The organism is Polaromonas sp. CG_9.5 (assembly GCF_035984465.1).
Lineage (GTDB): Bacteria > Pseudomonadota > Gammaproteobacteria > Burkholderiales > Burkholderiaceae_C > Polaromonas.
This window is the reverse complement of record NZ_JAXCHR010000001.1, coordinates 74,342-87,469: the sequence shown is the minus strand read 5'-3', so window position 1 is coordinate 87,469 and position 13,128 is coordinate 74,342. Positions and strand designations below refer to the sequence as shown.

At 59.1% G+C, this 13,128-nt stretch carries 14 protein-coding genes and 1 other RNA gene; 8 read left to right on the top strand and 7 right to left on the bottom strand.

What is annotated here, in order from left to right:
- Window positions 1-33: 33 nt before the first annotated feature.
- From RCH06_RS00390 to ffs, 5 genes are all read right to left on the bottom strand, one after another.
- Window positions 34-1,434, bottom strand: a complete 1,401-nt coding sequence (locus tag RCH06_RS00390) for a glycosyltransferase family 2 protein (protein WP_327079449.1) — start codon at window positions 1,432-1,434, stop codon at window positions 34-36.
- Between the two features lie 23 nt (window positions 1,435-1,457).
- Complete coding sequence (locus RCH06_RS00385) at window positions 1,458-2,474, bottom strand: HEAT repeat domain-containing protein (protein ID WP_327079448.1); 1,017 nt, start codon at window positions 2,472-2,474, stop codon at window positions 1,458-1,460.
- Between the two features lie 22 nt (window positions 2,475-2,496).
- Complete coding sequence (locus RCH06_RS00380; protein ID WP_327079447.1) at window positions 2,497-3,252, bottom strand: YaiO family outer membrane beta-barrel protein; 756 nt, start codon at window positions 3,250-3,252, stop codon at window positions 2,497-2,499.
- A complete protein-coding gene (locus RCH06_RS00375; protein ID WP_327079446.1) occupies window positions 3,249-3,644 on the bottom strand; it encodes a response regulator transcription factor in 396 nt (131 codons plus the stop codon). Before RCH06_RS00375 ends, RCH06_RS00380 begins: the two co-directional genes overlap by 4 nt.
- A gap of 94 nt (window positions 3,645-3,738) precedes the next feature.
- Window positions 3,739-3,835: signal recognition particle sRNA small type (ffs, locus tag RCH06_RS00370), an RNA gene on the bottom strand.
- Window positions 3,836-3,915: 80 nt separating this feature from the next.
- Here ffs and RCH06_RS00365 point away from each other — a divergent pair.
- The 7 genes from RCH06_RS00365 (at window position 3,916) to RCH06_RS17880 (ending at window position 9,875) form a co-directional block, all read left to right on the top strand.
- The gene (locus RCH06_RS00365) at window positions 3,916-4,683 is read left to right on the top strand and encodes a ParA family protein (protein ID WP_327079445.1); all 768 of its coding nucleotides are present in this window, start codon (window positions 3,916-3,918) and stop codon (window positions 4,681-4,683) included.
- A 313-nt stretch (window positions 4,684-4,996) separates the two neighbouring features.
- Window positions 4,997-6,820, top strand: a complete 1,824-nt coding sequence (gene dnaX / locus RCH06_RS00360; RefSeq protein ID WP_327079444.1) for a DNA polymerase III subunit gamma/tau — start codon at window positions 4,997-4,999, stop codon at window positions 6,818-6,820.
- A 73-nt stretch (window positions 6,821-6,893) separates the two neighbouring features.
- On the top strand, window positions 6,894-7,226 hold the full coding sequence (locus tag RCH06_RS00355) for a YbaB/EbfC family nucleoid-associated protein (protein WP_327079443.1): 333 nt from the start codon (window positions 6,894-6,896) through the stop codon (window positions 7,224-7,226).
- Window positions 7,227-7,254: 28 nt separating this feature from the next.
- Window positions 7,255-7,881, top strand: a complete 627-nt coding sequence (gene recR, locus RCH06_RS00350) for a recombination mediator RecR (protein WP_327079442.1) — start codon at window positions 7,255-7,257, stop codon at window positions 7,879-7,881.
- Between the two features lie 66 nt (window positions 7,882-7,947).
- The gene (locus RCH06_RS00345) at window positions 7,948-8,361 is read left to right on the top strand and encodes an MAPEG family protein (protein WP_327079441.1); all 414 of its coding nucleotides are present in this window, start codon (window positions 7,948-7,950) and stop codon (window positions 8,359-8,361) included.
- Window positions 8,362-8,511: 150 nt separating this feature from the next.
- Window positions 8,512-9,561 (top strand): ABC transporter substrate-binding protein, encoded by a 1,050-nt coding sequence (locus tag RCH06_RS00340; RefSeq protein WP_327079440.1) that lies wholly within the window; start codon window positions 8,512-8,514, stop codon window positions 9,559-9,561.
- Between the two features lie 8 nt (window positions 9,562-9,569).
- Complete coding sequence (locus RCH06_RS17880) at window positions 9,570-9,875, top strand: DUF3096 domain-containing protein (RefSeq protein ID WP_442799568.1); 306 nt, start codon at window positions 9,570-9,572, stop codon at window positions 9,873-9,875.
- Window positions 9,876-9,922: 47 nt separating this feature from the next.
- Here RCH06_RS17880 and RCH06_RS00330 read toward each other — a convergent pair whose 3' ends face one another.
- Window positions 9,923-11,506, bottom strand: a complete 1,584-nt coding sequence (locus tag RCH06_RS00330; RefSeq protein ID WP_327079439.1) for a transglycosylase SLT domain-containing protein — start codon at window positions 11,504-11,506, stop codon at window positions 9,923-9,925.
- Complete coding sequence (gene gloB / locus RCH06_RS00325; RefSeq protein ID WP_327079438.1) at window positions 11,503-12,273, bottom strand: hydroxyacylglutathione hydrolase; 771 nt, start codon at window positions 12,271-12,273, stop codon at window positions 11,503-11,505. Before gloB ends, RCH06_RS00330 begins: the two co-directional genes overlap by 4 nt.
- Before the next feature lie 12 nt (window positions 12,274-12,285).
- Between gloB and RCH06_RS00320 the strand changes: the two genes are divergently transcribed.
- Window positions 12,286-13,122 (top strand): class I SAM-dependent methyltransferase, encoded by an 837-nt coding sequence (locus tag RCH06_RS00320; RefSeq protein ID WP_327079437.1) that lies wholly within the window; start codon window positions 12,286-12,288, stop codon window positions 13,120-13,122.
- Window positions 13,123-13,128: the final 6 nt, after the last annotated feature.

Sequence of the window (13,128 nt, the reverse complement as noted above, 5' to 3'; positions counted from 1 at the left end):
GCAGGGCGCGCAACCTTTGACAAAAAGGCCGTTTCAGGGCACCCGGGGCTGCTGCCCCACGCCCTTGCGTTTCATTTCGCCCCAGCTCGATTCCTGCTGGAGCGCCCAGCGGTAAAGGCCGATCAGCCGCCACCAGGTGTTGAGTTGGCGGTAGCCGAGGTTTTCAAGCACCACGACCAGTGCGAGCAACGCCAGTTGACGGAATTTGGGATAGATGTGAAACGAGATTTCCTCCAGCAGCAAACCCGATGCCGAAAGCAGGATGCCCAGACCGATGGCCATGAACAGGAACACCGAAAACGCCTGCCAGGAAATCAGCCCAAAGACGTAGGCATAAAGCATGAAAAGGTAGCCGCCCAGCTCGACCAGCGGCCCCAGCCATTCAAAAAGAATCATGAACGGAAAAGCCACCCAGCCGGGCGCGCCTCCATTGCGGCTGAACATCAGCCCCCAGTTGCTGCTCAGGCTTTCAGAAAGGCCACGCTGCCAGCGGATGCGCTGGTTTCTGAGGGTGACTCGGTTCTCGGGCGCTTCCGTCCAGCAAACCGGCTCCGCGACAAATGTGATCCGGTAGCGCTTTCCTTGTTCCCTGAGCATGCGGTGGATGCGCACTACCAGTTCCATGTCTTCGCCAATGGTGTTGCTGCGGTAGCCGCCTGCCGCCACCACGACTTCTGTTTTGAACAGGCCGAAAGCGCCTGAAATGATCAGCATGGCATTGATCTGGGACCAGCCCAGTCGGCCAAACAGGAAAGCCCGCAGGTATTCGACGACCTGAAACAAGGCCCAGATATTGGTCGGAAGCCCCACCTTGGTCAGGAAGCCTTCGCTGACTTCGCAGCCGTTGGCCACCCGCACCGTGCCGCCGGTAGCCACCATGTCGGGGTCATTCAGGAAGGGTTTTGCGACCCGCTGCAGGCTGTTGCGCGACAGGATGGAGTCGGCATCGACGCCGCAAAACAGCGGATGGCGGGCGGCATTGATGCCCGCATTCAGGGAGTCGGCCTTGCCGCCGTTTTCCTTGTCAATGACACGCAGGTTGGGATGGATGATCGAACGGTAGACGCCCCGGATCGGCTGGGTCGTCAAGCCGTCGCGCTCGGCATCCGGAAACGGCAGCAGGGAAAACTCCCGCTTGAGCACTTCCAGGGTCTGGTCTTTGGAGCCATCGTTGATGACGATGATTTCGAAATCCGAATACGTCAGCTGAAACATCGAACGAATCGATGCCGTGATCGTGGCTTCTTCGTTGTAGGCCGGAACCAGAATGCTGATGCCGGGCTCAAGGCCACTGAATGCCTGGGGCAGATCGTCCAGAAGCTTTTCCTGCCGGGTTTTCTGAAGCGCAAAAATCGACAAAAAATTAAGGCCCAGATAGCCTGCATTGAGCAGGATGAAATACGCGAATATGAACCAGGTCGTGAATTCGATCATCGGGATAGAGTCTTCATGCGGCCTCAGGTCGCTGGACTGCGCTGTTCGGCCAGGACGTGGCTCAGCATTTTAAGAACCAGCACATCAGCCGTTTTCTTGCTCAGCGCCTGAAGCTGTTCATAGCCAAAAAATGGAAGGCTGGCCAGTGACCGGGCGGCTTGGTAGCGCACCCACCAATGCGCGTCATGTAAAGACTGCTGAAGCAGGGGAATGTCGTCTGCCTCGCCAAAATCACCCAGAAAGCGCGCGACTTCAACCCTTACGCGCCAGTCGGAATGCTGCCCGCAATGCCGTACGAACGGCAGCAGTTTGGCATCAGAGGCCAGGTGCAGGGCTGCGACCAGCGTCGTGACCGATTTGCAGTGAGCCAGTATGAAACGCATGGCTTTCAACGGGAGCTGAAGCTGGAGTGCATCGGCCAATTGCAGCGCGCGCGTCCATTGGCTCTGGTCAATGGTCAGGATTTTTGTCGCCAGTTGCAGCCAGAATGCCTGCCGGGCTTCATCCAGAAAATTGGCAATTTGGCTAATGTCCCAGTCGCGCCGCGCCAGCATCAGGGGAAGCAGCCATTCGGTGCCGCGCAAGGGGTCGATTCTGATCAATGCGCGTGCGGCATGAATCGAGGCCAGCCGGTCGGGTTGGGTGGCCTGAAGGGCTAGGCTTTCCCAGGAAAGCTGGTCCCGCAGGTGGCCCAGCGTCAGGATGGCCAGCAGTCGTTCAGAGCGGTTTCCATGCGCCAAAAAATTTCTTGCTGCAACAGCACAATGCACCTGCCGGGCCAGCGCATTGAGCCGGTCGTTGGCCGTGCCGCGCAGAGATTCCTGCAGGTAACTCCAGAGCTTCAAAAAAAGCAACTGGTCCCGGCTGTCGAACTCGGGGACGGTTTGGGGCGTGTCGGCACTGATGGCTTCGAGAAGGATGGGGCGCCACAGAGCGATGAATTGTGCTTCCCGCTTCAGGCTCTTTCGCAGGCTCAGACGGAGGTAGACGATGACCAGAATCATCACTATCGTCAACACGATAGCCGACACTCCGATCATGAACGCTAGCGTCAGATACGGATCAGAAAACGTATTCGGCACCGAGATAAACGCTGTTTCGGTTGTAGAAATTGCCTTGACGGGTGTGGGACAGTGCGTAATTGACCGCCCATTGCGGGCCGAGCCAGTGGCGGCCCAGGAGCGCGGTTGCGCGAACATCTGCAAGCAACACGGTGCCTGCATTCACGGTTGTCGCTTCCTGGCCGCTGCTGGCAATAAAGCCGACGGAATTGGCATTGCCATAGTAGTAGCTGCCGCGTAATTCCGTGCCGCTGGCGTGGGTGCCCAATGCCCGCACGGGCCGCCATGTCGCTGCTACGCTGAAGGATGAAAAGTAGTGCTCCAGCGTCAGGCTGGCCTGGTTGACATTGACGCTGTCATAGCGCTTGTTGCCCAGGCCGGCATGCACCAGCCATGCCGGCGCAAACTCATACTGCAGGGTGGCATCAATGCCGTGTTTGGCCAGTACCCGGTGCGAAGGGCTGATGTTCGCTTCAACGCTTGCCGTCAGTTTGTCAGACAGCGGCGTGACATACAAACCGCTGATTTGCTGGTCGGTCAGGTCAAAACGGCGTGTTTGCGTCAATGTCAGTTCCTTGACATCGCGCTGCCCAAGCTTGCGCGCCACGCGCAACGATTCGGAATGCCAGTCCGGGCTGTTGTTGCTTAACTGGCTGGTTTCAGCGCTTACCCCGACCACGGTCTTTGCAATGGCAACATCGGCAAAAGAAGCGGTCGAAAGCGCCAGCATTAAAAAAGACAAAGCCAATTTTTTCATGAGCGGGGCAGTGAAAGTCGTTTGATGCGGGCCAGCAGGTCAGCTGGCTGAAATGGCTTGACAATATAGTCGTTGGCGCCCGCGCTGAGCGCCCTGACGATGTCTTGCTCTTGCGTCTTGGCCGTCAGCATGATGACAGGAGTGGCTTTCCAGCCGGCTTGCCCGCGCAAGATTCCAAGCAGCGCAAAACCATCAAAGAAGGGCAGCATCACGTCCAGCAGCGCGATGGAGGGTGGCGGATTGTTTTCGATGAACCGTTTGGCTTCTTTGCCATTGGCCGCCAGATGAACGGTGTACTTTTCCCGCGTCAACATGAAGTTGAGCAAATACGCGATATGTTCATCATCTTCCGCCGCCAGAACGGAGGCGGGCGGGTTGGGAGGCGTTGTCATGGGCATGTCCAGAATCCAGCAGATTGCTGCCTCCTGATGATGCCTCAGAATGTCCAGTAAAGGAGGAGAGCTGACAAGACGCTCCAGTAAATAAGGTGACGAGCCTTGACCCCGGCACTGGCTCCGCAGTTAGGGCTGCTTGGTTCCCCATCTGACCCGGTTGGCCGCTTTACCATGCGGGAAGGCCCGTCGCCGCTGATTATAGGGGAAGGTTTTGCCAGCGCAAAAAGGCACAATCACGGTTTCAAGTTTGCTGCACAAGGAATCGCCTATGCCACGCGTCGTATTCAACCAAAAAGGCGGGGTGGGCAAGTCCACCATCACCTGCAATCTGGCCGCCATCAGCGCCAGCCAGGGCCTGCGCACCCTGGTCATTGACCTGGACCCGCAAGGCAATTCCAGCGCCTACCTGATGGGCGGGCATGTCGCTAAAGGGCTGCCGAGCGTCGCGGATTTTTTTGAAAACACCTTGAGCTTCAGCCTGCACAAGGTCTTGCCTTCAGAATTCATCGTGGCCACACCGCACGAGAATCTGGACCTGATGCCTTCGAGCCCCCGGCTCGACGAATTGCAGGCCAAGCTGGAGTCGCGCCACAAAATCCTCAAGCTGCGGGAAGCGCTGGAGCAACTGGCCGCAGGCTACGACCGCATTTACATCGACACGCCGCCCGCCCTGAATTTCTACACCCGCTCGGCGCTGATTGGCGCGCGCGGCTGCCTGATTCCGTTTGATTGCGACGATTTTTCGCGCAAGGCGCTCTACACGCTGCTGGAAAACGTGCAGGAAATCCAGGCCGACCACAACCCCGATCTGGTGGTTGAAGGCATTGTGGTCAACCAGTTCCAGTCGCGCGCCAACCTGCCGCAGCGCATCGTTGACGAACTGATTGCCGAAGGGTTGCCCGTGCTCAAGCCTTACCTGCCATCCTCCATCAGGGTGCGCGAATCCCACCAGCAGTCTTTGCCCATGATCTACCTGGACCCCGGCCACAAGCTGACGCAGGCGTTCGTGGCGCTGCATGCCGCGCTGCCACGCTGACCTGTCAGCCGAAACCCTCTCCTGAAAACCGCAAGCCCTCACACCGACAGGCGTGCAGGCGCACCGCCGTTCTGGCGGGCTTGCGGGCCACGACGCGCCAAAAACGATATGCTATAAAAATAATAGCTGATTGCGCCCGTTCTTCATGCACCAGAGGCTGTTTTTATCTGAAAATGGCATTTGCAAGCTGCCTGAGGGCCGGATTTTCAGGCATCCGCTGCCTCGAAACCCGCCGCCACGGTTTCATCGGCCAGCGACACGCCCGCCATCCCGCGACTGCAATGCCCGGCCACAGCCAATTTAGAATGCGTCCATGTCCTATCTAGTGCTCGCCCGCAAATACCGTCCCAAGAATTTTTCTGAAATGGTCGGCCAGTCGCACGTCGTGCAGGCGCTGGGCAATGCCCTTGGCACCGGACGGCTGCACCATGCCTATCTGTTCACCGGCACGCGCGGCGTGGGCAAAACCACCGTTTCCCGCATCCTGGCCAAGTCGCTCAACTGCACAGGCATTGACGGGCAGGGCGGTATCACCGCTGAGCCGTGCAATGTTTGCGACGCGTGCCGGGACATTGACAGCGGCCGCTTTGTTGACTACACCGAACTCGACGCTGCGTCCAACCGGGGGGTTGATGAAATTGCCCAGTTGCTGGAGCAGGCGGTTTACAAACCCGTGGTGGGCCGCTTCAAGGTCTTCATGATCGACGAGGTTCACATGCTGACGAACACGGCTTTCAACGCCATGCTCAAGACGCTGGAGGAGCCGCCCGACTACCTCAAGTTCGTGCTGGCCACGACCGATCCGCAAAAAGTGCCCGCCACCGTGCTGTCGCGCTGCCTGCAGTTCAACCTGCGGCCGATGGCCCCCGAAACCGTGCGCGAACACCTGGTTCAGGTGCTGGCGCTTGAGAACGTGGAAGCCGAGCCGCAAGCGCTGCGCCTGCTGTCACGCGCCGCGCGTGGCTCAATGCGCGATGCGCTGTCGCTGACCGACCAGGCGATTGCCTTTGGCTCGGGCCGGCTCGACGAAGCCAGCGTACGCGTCATGCTGGGCAGCGTGGACCGCAGTTATGTGTTTCGCCTGCTTGATGCGCTGGCGCGCGGCGATGGCCGCACCATCGTTGAAACGTCCGAAGTGCTGCGCCTGAACGGCCTGAGCGCCGCCTCCACGCTGGAAGAAATGGCCACCGTGCTGCAGCGCATGGCGGTGCTCCAGGCGGTTCCGGGCATGGGCGCGGGCGACGATGACAATGACCCCGAGATCGCCGAGACGGCCCGGCTGGCGCAGTTTATGCCGGCCGACGAAACCCAGTTGCTCTACAGCCTTTGCCTGCACGGACGCGGCGAGCTGGGGCTGGCGCCCGACGAATATGCGGCCCTGACGATGGTGCTGCTGCGCTTGCTGGCCTTCAAACCCGCCGATGCTGGCGCGGCGATTGTGCCGCCGGCGTCTGCACGACCGGCCACAGCGCCAGGGAGTGCCGCCGAGCCTGGAAAAAAGCCGCTGTCTGAGCCCGCTGCGCAGCCTCAAGCCCTTTCGCCGCAGGGCAGCGCCGCCGCGTTGCCCGTCGTTGCGCAAGCGACGCCAGCGCCTGTTTTGCAGGAAAATTATCAGCCAAATAAGCCAATTGTGCAGGCTGGATATGCGCAAACTGCTATTAATTCAGAAGCGACTGTTGAAGCTCTAGCAGCGCAAGCCGCCGTGCCTGCGGCGCCATCCCCCGATATTTCCCTTCAGGAGGCTTCGCTGGGCGATGGCTGGAGCCAGATCGTGAACCAGCTGGTTGCCGCCGAAACCATTGCGGCCCTGACGCGTGAACTTGCCTTGCAGTCCGAGCTGTGCAGCCGGGTCGGCGCCGTCTGGGTTTTGCGGGTAGAGCGCGAATCATTGAGCCAACCTGCGGCGCGTGAAAAGTTGCAGGCCGCCTTGCAAGCCGCATTGAACGACACGGCGCTGACGCTGAGCGTGGAAACCGGAGTCGTCAGCGACACGCCAGCACGCCGCAACAGCGCCGCATTGGCCGAGCGCCAGCGCGACGCCGAAGCCCTGATTCACAATGACCCGTTTGTGCAGGACATGATGCGCAACTGGGGTGCAAAAATTGTTCCGGGCAGCATCAAGAGCGTTTCGCCCTAGACGGGCCGGGCTTCTGTCCGGGCCGATATGATCATCGACAGTTATTAACAACCTCTCTTTCAAAGGAAAAAACATGTTCAACAAAGGACAACTCGCCGGTCTCATGAAACAAGCGCAAGCGATGCAGGACAGCGTCAAAAAAGCCCAGGACGACCTGGCTTTTGTCGAAGTCACGGCAGACGCGGGCAACGGCCTGGTAAAAGTCACAATGACCTGCAAGCACGATGTCAAGCGCATTGAAATCGACCCCAGCCTGCTCGCCGAAGACAAAGACATGCTCGAAGACCTGGTGGCGGCCGCCTTCAATGCGGCTGTGCGCAAGGCCGAGGAAGTCAGCCAGGAAAAAATGGGCAATCTTTCGGCCAAAATGCCGGCGCTCCCCGGCGGCATGAAGTTCCCTTTCTAGTCCACAGCGTTCGTTTTCAGCACGCGTTATGGCAGATTCCAATGCACTTGAAGGGCTGACGCAGGCCTTTCGCAAACTGCCGGGCGTAGGCGCGAAATCGGCTGCACGCATGGCTTTTCACCTGCTGCAGCACGACCGGCCGGGCGCGCTGCAGATTGCGCGTGCGCTCGACCATGCGGTTCAGAGCATCCAGCACTGCGCCCTGTGCAACACGCTGACCGAGCAGGCGTTGTGCGTGACCTGCGCCAACCCTCAGCGCGACCGCAGCAAGCTGTGCGTCGTTGAAACCCCTGCCGACCAGGCCGCGCTGGAGCGCACGCTGGCTTACCAGGGCCTTTATTTTGTGCTGATGGGCAAGCTCAGTCCGCTCGACGGCGTGGGCCCCAACGACATCGGCCTGCAAAAATTGTTTGACCGGGTTATTCCAAAAAACGATGCCGGCCAGCCTTTGCCGGCGGCTTCGCGCGAAGTGCAGGAAGTCATTCTGGCGACCAATTTCACGGCAGAAGGCGAGGCCACGGCGCATGTGATTGGCCAGGCCTTGAAAAGCCGTGGCATGCAGGTGACGCGTCTGGCGCGCGGCGTGCCGGTGGGCAGCGAGTTGGAATATGTTGACCTTGGCACGATTGCGCACGCCTTGATCGACCGGCGTTAAGCTGGCCACACGCTGGCCGCGCGTTAAGGTGTTTTTGCACCGAATCAGCAAAAATTAAGGCTTCTCATGCAATCTATTCATTTCACTGTGGCTTATTGGTGCGTGCTGGTCGCCGCCTTGCTGCCTATCGTCTGCGCGGGCATTGCCAAGTACGGCACGATGCGCACGTCCCCGCATGAAGGGGGTTACGACAACAACAATCCGCGTGCCTGGCTGGCCCTGCAGACTGACTGGCGCGCCCGGGCCAACGCAGCCCAGGCCAATACCTTTGAGGCGCTGCCTTTTTTCTTTGCCGCCGTCGTCATTGCACACCAGTTGCAAGCCAGCCAGATGCGGCTGGACATTTTGGCGGTGGCGTTCATTGCATTGCGCGGGCTCTACATCGTGATGTATGTGGGCAACCATGCCAGCGCACGGTCAATCGTTTGGGCGCTGGGTCTTTTCGTCAATATCGGCATTCTTTTTTCGGGCTGGCGCTGAAGTCTTGGCGGTTTTAAAGTAACGGTGCGTTACGGCGCATTACGACGGGATAGGCGCTGGTAATAACCCGCACGGGATGACCCCGATGCGGGTTTTTTTGCGCCCCTATAAGCTGGGTGGAATACAAAAAAGAGAGGAGGAGGAAACTCCATGAGTCGGCTGCTTCCTATTTCCCGCCGTGTCTTTACCAGCAGCACGATTCTGGCTGCAGCCGCGCTTGCCTTGCCCGATTTGCGCGCCCAGCCGCAGCCTGAAGCCCGGAAAATCACCATTGCCGTAGGGGGAAAAGCTTCTTTTTACTATTTGCCGCTCACCATTTCCGAGCAACTCGGCTATTTCAAGGCCGAAGGTCTGGAGGTGGAGATTCATGATTTTCCCGGCGGCGCCAAAGCCTTGCAGGCCGTGGTGGCGGGTTCGGCTGATGTGTGTTCAGGCGCTTTTGAGCACACCCTCAATCTGCAGTCCAAAAACCAGTTCTTCCAGTCGTTTGTTTTGCAGGGCAGGGCACCGCAAATTGCATTTGGTGTCTCTGCCAGAACGCTGCCGAACTACAAGTCCATTGCCGATCTGAAGGGCAGCAGAATCGGTGTCTCTGCACCGGGCTCGTCCACCCACATGATCGCCACCCTGGCTTTGTCGCGCGGCGGACTGAGTGCTGGCGATGTCAGCTTCGTCGGCGTAGGAACCTCTTATGGCGCGCTTGACGCCTTGCGTTTCGGCCAGATTGACGCGTTAAGCAATATTGACCCTGTGATGACCATACTGGAGCAAAAAGGCGATGTCAGGATCATCACCGACACGCGTACGCTCAAGGGCACGGCGGAGGTGTTTGGCGGCCCGATGCCGGCGGCCTGTCTGTATGCGCCTATGGAATTCATTCGCAAAAACCCCAACACCTGCCAGGCCCTTGCCCATGCCATTGTTCGCGGCCTCAAGTGGCTGCAAACGGCAGGGCCCGGAGACATCATCAAAACCGTCCCGGAAAGTTATTTTCTGGATGACCGTGCGCTTTACCTGGCGTCATTCAGCAAGGTTCGCGAGTCCCTATCGCTTGACGGCATCATTCCCGAAGACGGGCCGCGTACTGCGTTGAAAGCGCTGGTCAGTTGTGATGCCAGCATCAAGCCCGACAGGATCGACCTTGCCAAGACCTATACCAACAATTTTGCGCAGCGGGCCAAGGAACGGTTCAAGGCCTGAGCGGGGGCTTGTTACTGCGCATCACCAAGCGCTTTTCAAAACTCTTCCTGCTGTCCTACAGTATCAAGCTGCCCGCGTCCCTACAGTCTGAATACTTTTTGGGCGGTGTGGCTGCGAGCAACACCGCCCAAAAACTGACAGTCAACAACAAGGAATGCTTCATGAATGTTTCAGTCAGCCTCGGCCCCATCGTCTCTCTTATGGCCGGCATCCTGATTTTGATGATTCCCCGACTTTTGAACTCTATCGTGGCGGTGTACCTGATCGTTATCGGACTGATCGGGCTGCTGGGAGCCGGTTCGCTGCGGATTTAACCCGGCAGCGAGTCCCGGCTTGATGCGTTTCTGGTGTGTAGCAGTACTCAGCGTTTTTTGCTCTTGACAATCGTTTTGCTGGCACTTCGTTTTTCCGCTTTGATCGCCGTGCGGCCTGAGGAAGCGGGCTGATGCACTGACCTGACCGCTGACCGTGCAGGCCGTGCTGAACCGGCTGAACGCGCTGAAAAAGGCAGATGCAACACGATTTGATGGCCTTTTTTGAAGCTTGAATTGACGCTGACGTTGTTCCATCCAGCAACGCTGGCGGCGGCCACGCCATAACGACTGGCAATGCTGGTGACGGATTCGCCTTTGCGTGCCTTGACTGTCGTGCGGCGTGTCACGATTTCAGGCGCCAGTGACACCTGCGCGTTATCGGCCACCTGGCTGCTCACGTCGTTTGCCATCAGTGCAGTGCGCGGCACCAGCAGTGTGGAGCCGGCCTTGATGAGCATGCGGGGTGGAATGTTGTTCATGCTGCGCAATTCGGATTCATTCATTCCGGTGTGCCTTGCCGCCTCTGTCGCGTTCATGGTGCTTGGCGCTGTCCAGGCCGTCCAGCTAGCATATTGCCCCTGGCTGTAGGCCGCAAAATTGCGTTGAAAAACCAGGGCGTTGTCCCAGGGCAGCAAAATTTGCGGCGTGCCGGCGGCCAAGATAACGGGGCGGCGGGCTGACGGGTTCAGCGCCTTGAAGTCTTCAATTTGTACATCGGCCAGCCGCGCTGCGAGCGCCACATCAATGTCACGCGAGATCTGAACCTGCTGGAAATAGGGATGGTTCTCAATCAGCGGCAACTCGGCGCTGAAGGCTTCCGGATGGGCCACAATGTTTTTCACGGCCTGCAGTTTGGGCACGTAAAGCCGCGTTTCTGCCGGCATGTTCAGCTCTTCGTAACTGGTTCCCAGACCGGCTTTCTGGTTTTTTGCAATCGCGCGTCCGACGCTTCCTTCGCCCCAGTTGTAGGCCGCCAGAGCCAAGTGCCAGTCGCCAAACATGCCATACAGTTTTTGCAGGTAATCCAGCGCAGCGCGGGTCGAGGCCAGCACGTCGCGGCGGTCATCCCGAAAGACGTTTTGCTTCAGCTCAAAATATTTTCCGGTAGCGGGCATGAATTGCCACATGCCGGCCGCTTTGGCACTGGAAACGGCTTGCGGGTTGAAAGCGCTTTCAATGAAGGGCAGCAGCGCCAGTTCGGTCGGCATTTGCCGGCGCTCCAGCTCTTCGACGATGTGGAACAGGTATTTGCTCGAACGCTCGGTCATGCGCTGGATGTAGTCCGGGCGGCTGGCATACCACTGCTCGCGGTCAGTGACCAGTTCGTTTTGCAGGTCGGGCATGGCAAAGCCCCGGCGAATGCGATCCCATAACTCTTTCGGCGGCTCGGTGGACGCAATCGAATGCGAACCTATCTGGCCCGGCGTAATGGTGCGCAATGGCCCCTTCGGAACGTGTTGCCCGGCAACGGAGCCGGGACCGGTTGCAAGCACGGGGTCATCGGGCAGGCCCGGCTTTGTGGCGCAACCGGCCAGCACCGACATCACCAGCAGCAGTGACAGCGAAACAAGACGAACGTTGGGAAAAGAAAAAGAAGGGGAAAAACTGGCGATTCGGGAGTGAGGCATCATTTGAATTGGTTTTTCCATTGCCGCAGGGCGGCAAATACGGTGGTTTCGTCATGGGTTGACGCATCGAAACGGTGAACGGCGGCCAGAACGCTGGCTTGCCGTGTACGCAAAAAGGGGTTGATCTGGATTTCCTGGCGAATCGAGCTGGGCAAAGTGGGCTGGCCTTGCGCGCGCAGTTCCTGGCAATGCGCTTGGTAGGCTGCCAGCTCTGCATTGTCGGGCTCGACGGCCATTGCAAAGCGCAGATTGGCCATCGTGTACTCATGGGCGCAGCAGACCCGGGTGTTACCCGGCAGGGCCGCCAGCTTGTCAAGTGATGCCAGCATTTGCGCCGGCGTGCCTTCAAACAGGCGACCGCAGCCCCCTGAAAAAAGCGTATCGCCGCAAAACAGCAGTGGTTTGCCGTCCATGTGAGGGGTGTAAAACGCAATATGACCCGCCGTGTGGCCCGGTACATCCAGCACCTGGAAGTCAAGTCCCAGCGCACGCACCGTGTCGCCTTCCCGCAAGGGTGCGAAAGGTTCTGGAATGCGTTCGGTCGCCGGGCCATAGACTTTGGCGCCAGTCGCTTGGCGCAGCGCAGCCACGCCGCCAGTGTGGTCTGCATGGTGGTGCGTGACTAGAATTGATTCCAGTTGCAGATCGTATTGCGCCAGCGTGCGCAAGACCGGCTCGGCGTCGCCAGGATCGACTATCAGCGCGCGTTTGCCGTCATGCAACAACCAGAGGTAATTGTCGGCAAAGGCGGGAATGGGAATCAAATACATGCAGTGGTCTCGATGAACTCGGAAATTATAGGTTTGACAGACTGGCTGAAAACTCCGCCAGGCACTTACCTGCTGGCATGGGAGCAGACACATTTTGACCAGGCCGTGAGCGATATCTTTGGCTACCATGCCTTGCAACTGGGCCTGCCAGAGCTCGATGCGCTTCAAACCAATCGCATGCCGCACAAATGGCTGGCCCAGACGGGTTTGCCGGGGCGTGCCACTTTGCTTGCTGCGCAAGGATACCCGGTCAATGGGATGGGGGCCGATTTCATAAGTTCCCCACGCGCAGACCTGCTGGCTGATTCGGCGGCGTTGCCCTTTCCTGAAGGCAGTCTGGACTTGGTGATATTGCCGCACGCCCTGGAGCTTGGGCGTGACCCGCATTCTGCCCTGAGCGAAGTCGCGCGCGTGCTGGTTCCCGAGGGCCGCGTGGTCATCAGCGGATTCAACCCCGCCAGTTTGTGGGGCTTGCGCCAGCGACGGGCGCATCTTTACCAGCGGTTTGGGTACGGTGAACCCTTTTTGCCCGAGGCCGGCGAATACATCGGCTACTGGCGGATCAGGGACTGGCTCAGGCTGCTCAACTTTGAGGTAGAGTCAGCGCATTTTGGCTGCTACCGCCCCGCGCTGGCCAGCCAGCCCTGGCTGGACCGGTTTGACTGGATGGACAAGGCGGGTGAGCGCTGGTGGCCCATTTTCGGCGCGGTTTATTTTCTGGTGGCCGTCAAGCGTGTGCGCGGCATGCGCCTGCTGGAGCCCGGCTGGAAAGGGCGTAAAGCGCCAGCCCCCGCCGCCGTCGCTGTCGCCAATAAAGAGCCGGCCAGCCGCGCCACACCGCAACGCTGAGTTTTT

What these genes read in the sequence shown, in the direction of transcription:
- RCH06_RS00390 (WP_327079449.1), bottom strand. Translation starts at nt 1,434, where the DNA reads ATGATCGAATTCACGACCTGGTTCATATTCGCGTATTTCATCCTGCTC.
- RCH06_RS00385 (WP_327079448.1), bottom strand. Translation starts at nt 2,474, where the DNA reads ATGATCGGAGTGTCGGCTATCGTGTTGACGATAGTGATGATTCTGGTC.
- RCH06_RS00380 (WP_327079447.1), bottom strand. Translation starts at nt 3,252, where the DNA reads ATGAAAAAATTGGCTTTGTCTTTTTTAATGCTGGCGCTTTCGACCGCT.
- RCH06_RS00375 (WP_327079446.1), bottom strand. Translation starts at nt 3,644, where the DNA reads ATGACAACGCCTCCCAACCCGCCCGCCTCCGTTCTGGCGGCGGAAGAT.
- RCH06_RS00365 (WP_327079445.1), top strand. Translation starts at nt 3,916, where the DNA reads ATGCCACGCGTCGTATTCAACCAAAAAGGCGGGGTGGGCAAGTCCACC.
- dnaX (WP_327079444.1), top strand. Translation starts at nt 4,997, where the DNA reads ATGTCCTATCTAGTGCTCGCCCGCAAATACCGTCCCAAGAATTTTTCT.
- RCH06_RS00355 (WP_327079443.1), top strand. Translation starts at nt 6,894, where the DNA reads ATGTTCAACAAAGGACAACTCGCCGGTCTCATGAAACAAGCGCAAGCG.
- recR (WP_327079442.1), top strand. Translation starts at nt 7,255, where the DNA reads ATGGCAGATTCCAATGCACTTGAAGGGCTGACGCAGGCCTTTCGCAAA.
- RCH06_RS00345 (WP_327079441.1), top strand. Translation starts at nt 7,948, where the DNA reads ATGCAATCTATTCATTTCACTGTGGCTTATTGGTGCGTGCTGGTCGCC.
- RCH06_RS00340 (WP_327079440.1), top strand. Translation starts at nt 8,512, where the DNA reads ATGAGTCGGCTGCTTCCTATTTCCCGCCGTGTCTTTACCAGCAGCACG.
- RCH06_RS00330 (WP_327079439.1), bottom strand. Translation starts at nt 11,506, where the DNA reads ATGATGCCTCACTCCCGAATCGCCAGTTTTTCCCCTTCTTTTTCTTTT.
- gloB (WP_327079438.1), bottom strand. Translation starts at nt 12,273, where the DNA reads ATGTATTTGATTCCCATTCCCGCCTTTGCCGACAATTACCTCTGGTTG.
- RCH06_RS00320 (WP_327079437.1), top strand. Translation starts at nt 12,286, where the DNA reads ATGAACTCGGAAATTATAGGTTTGACAGACTGGCTGAAAACTCCGCCA.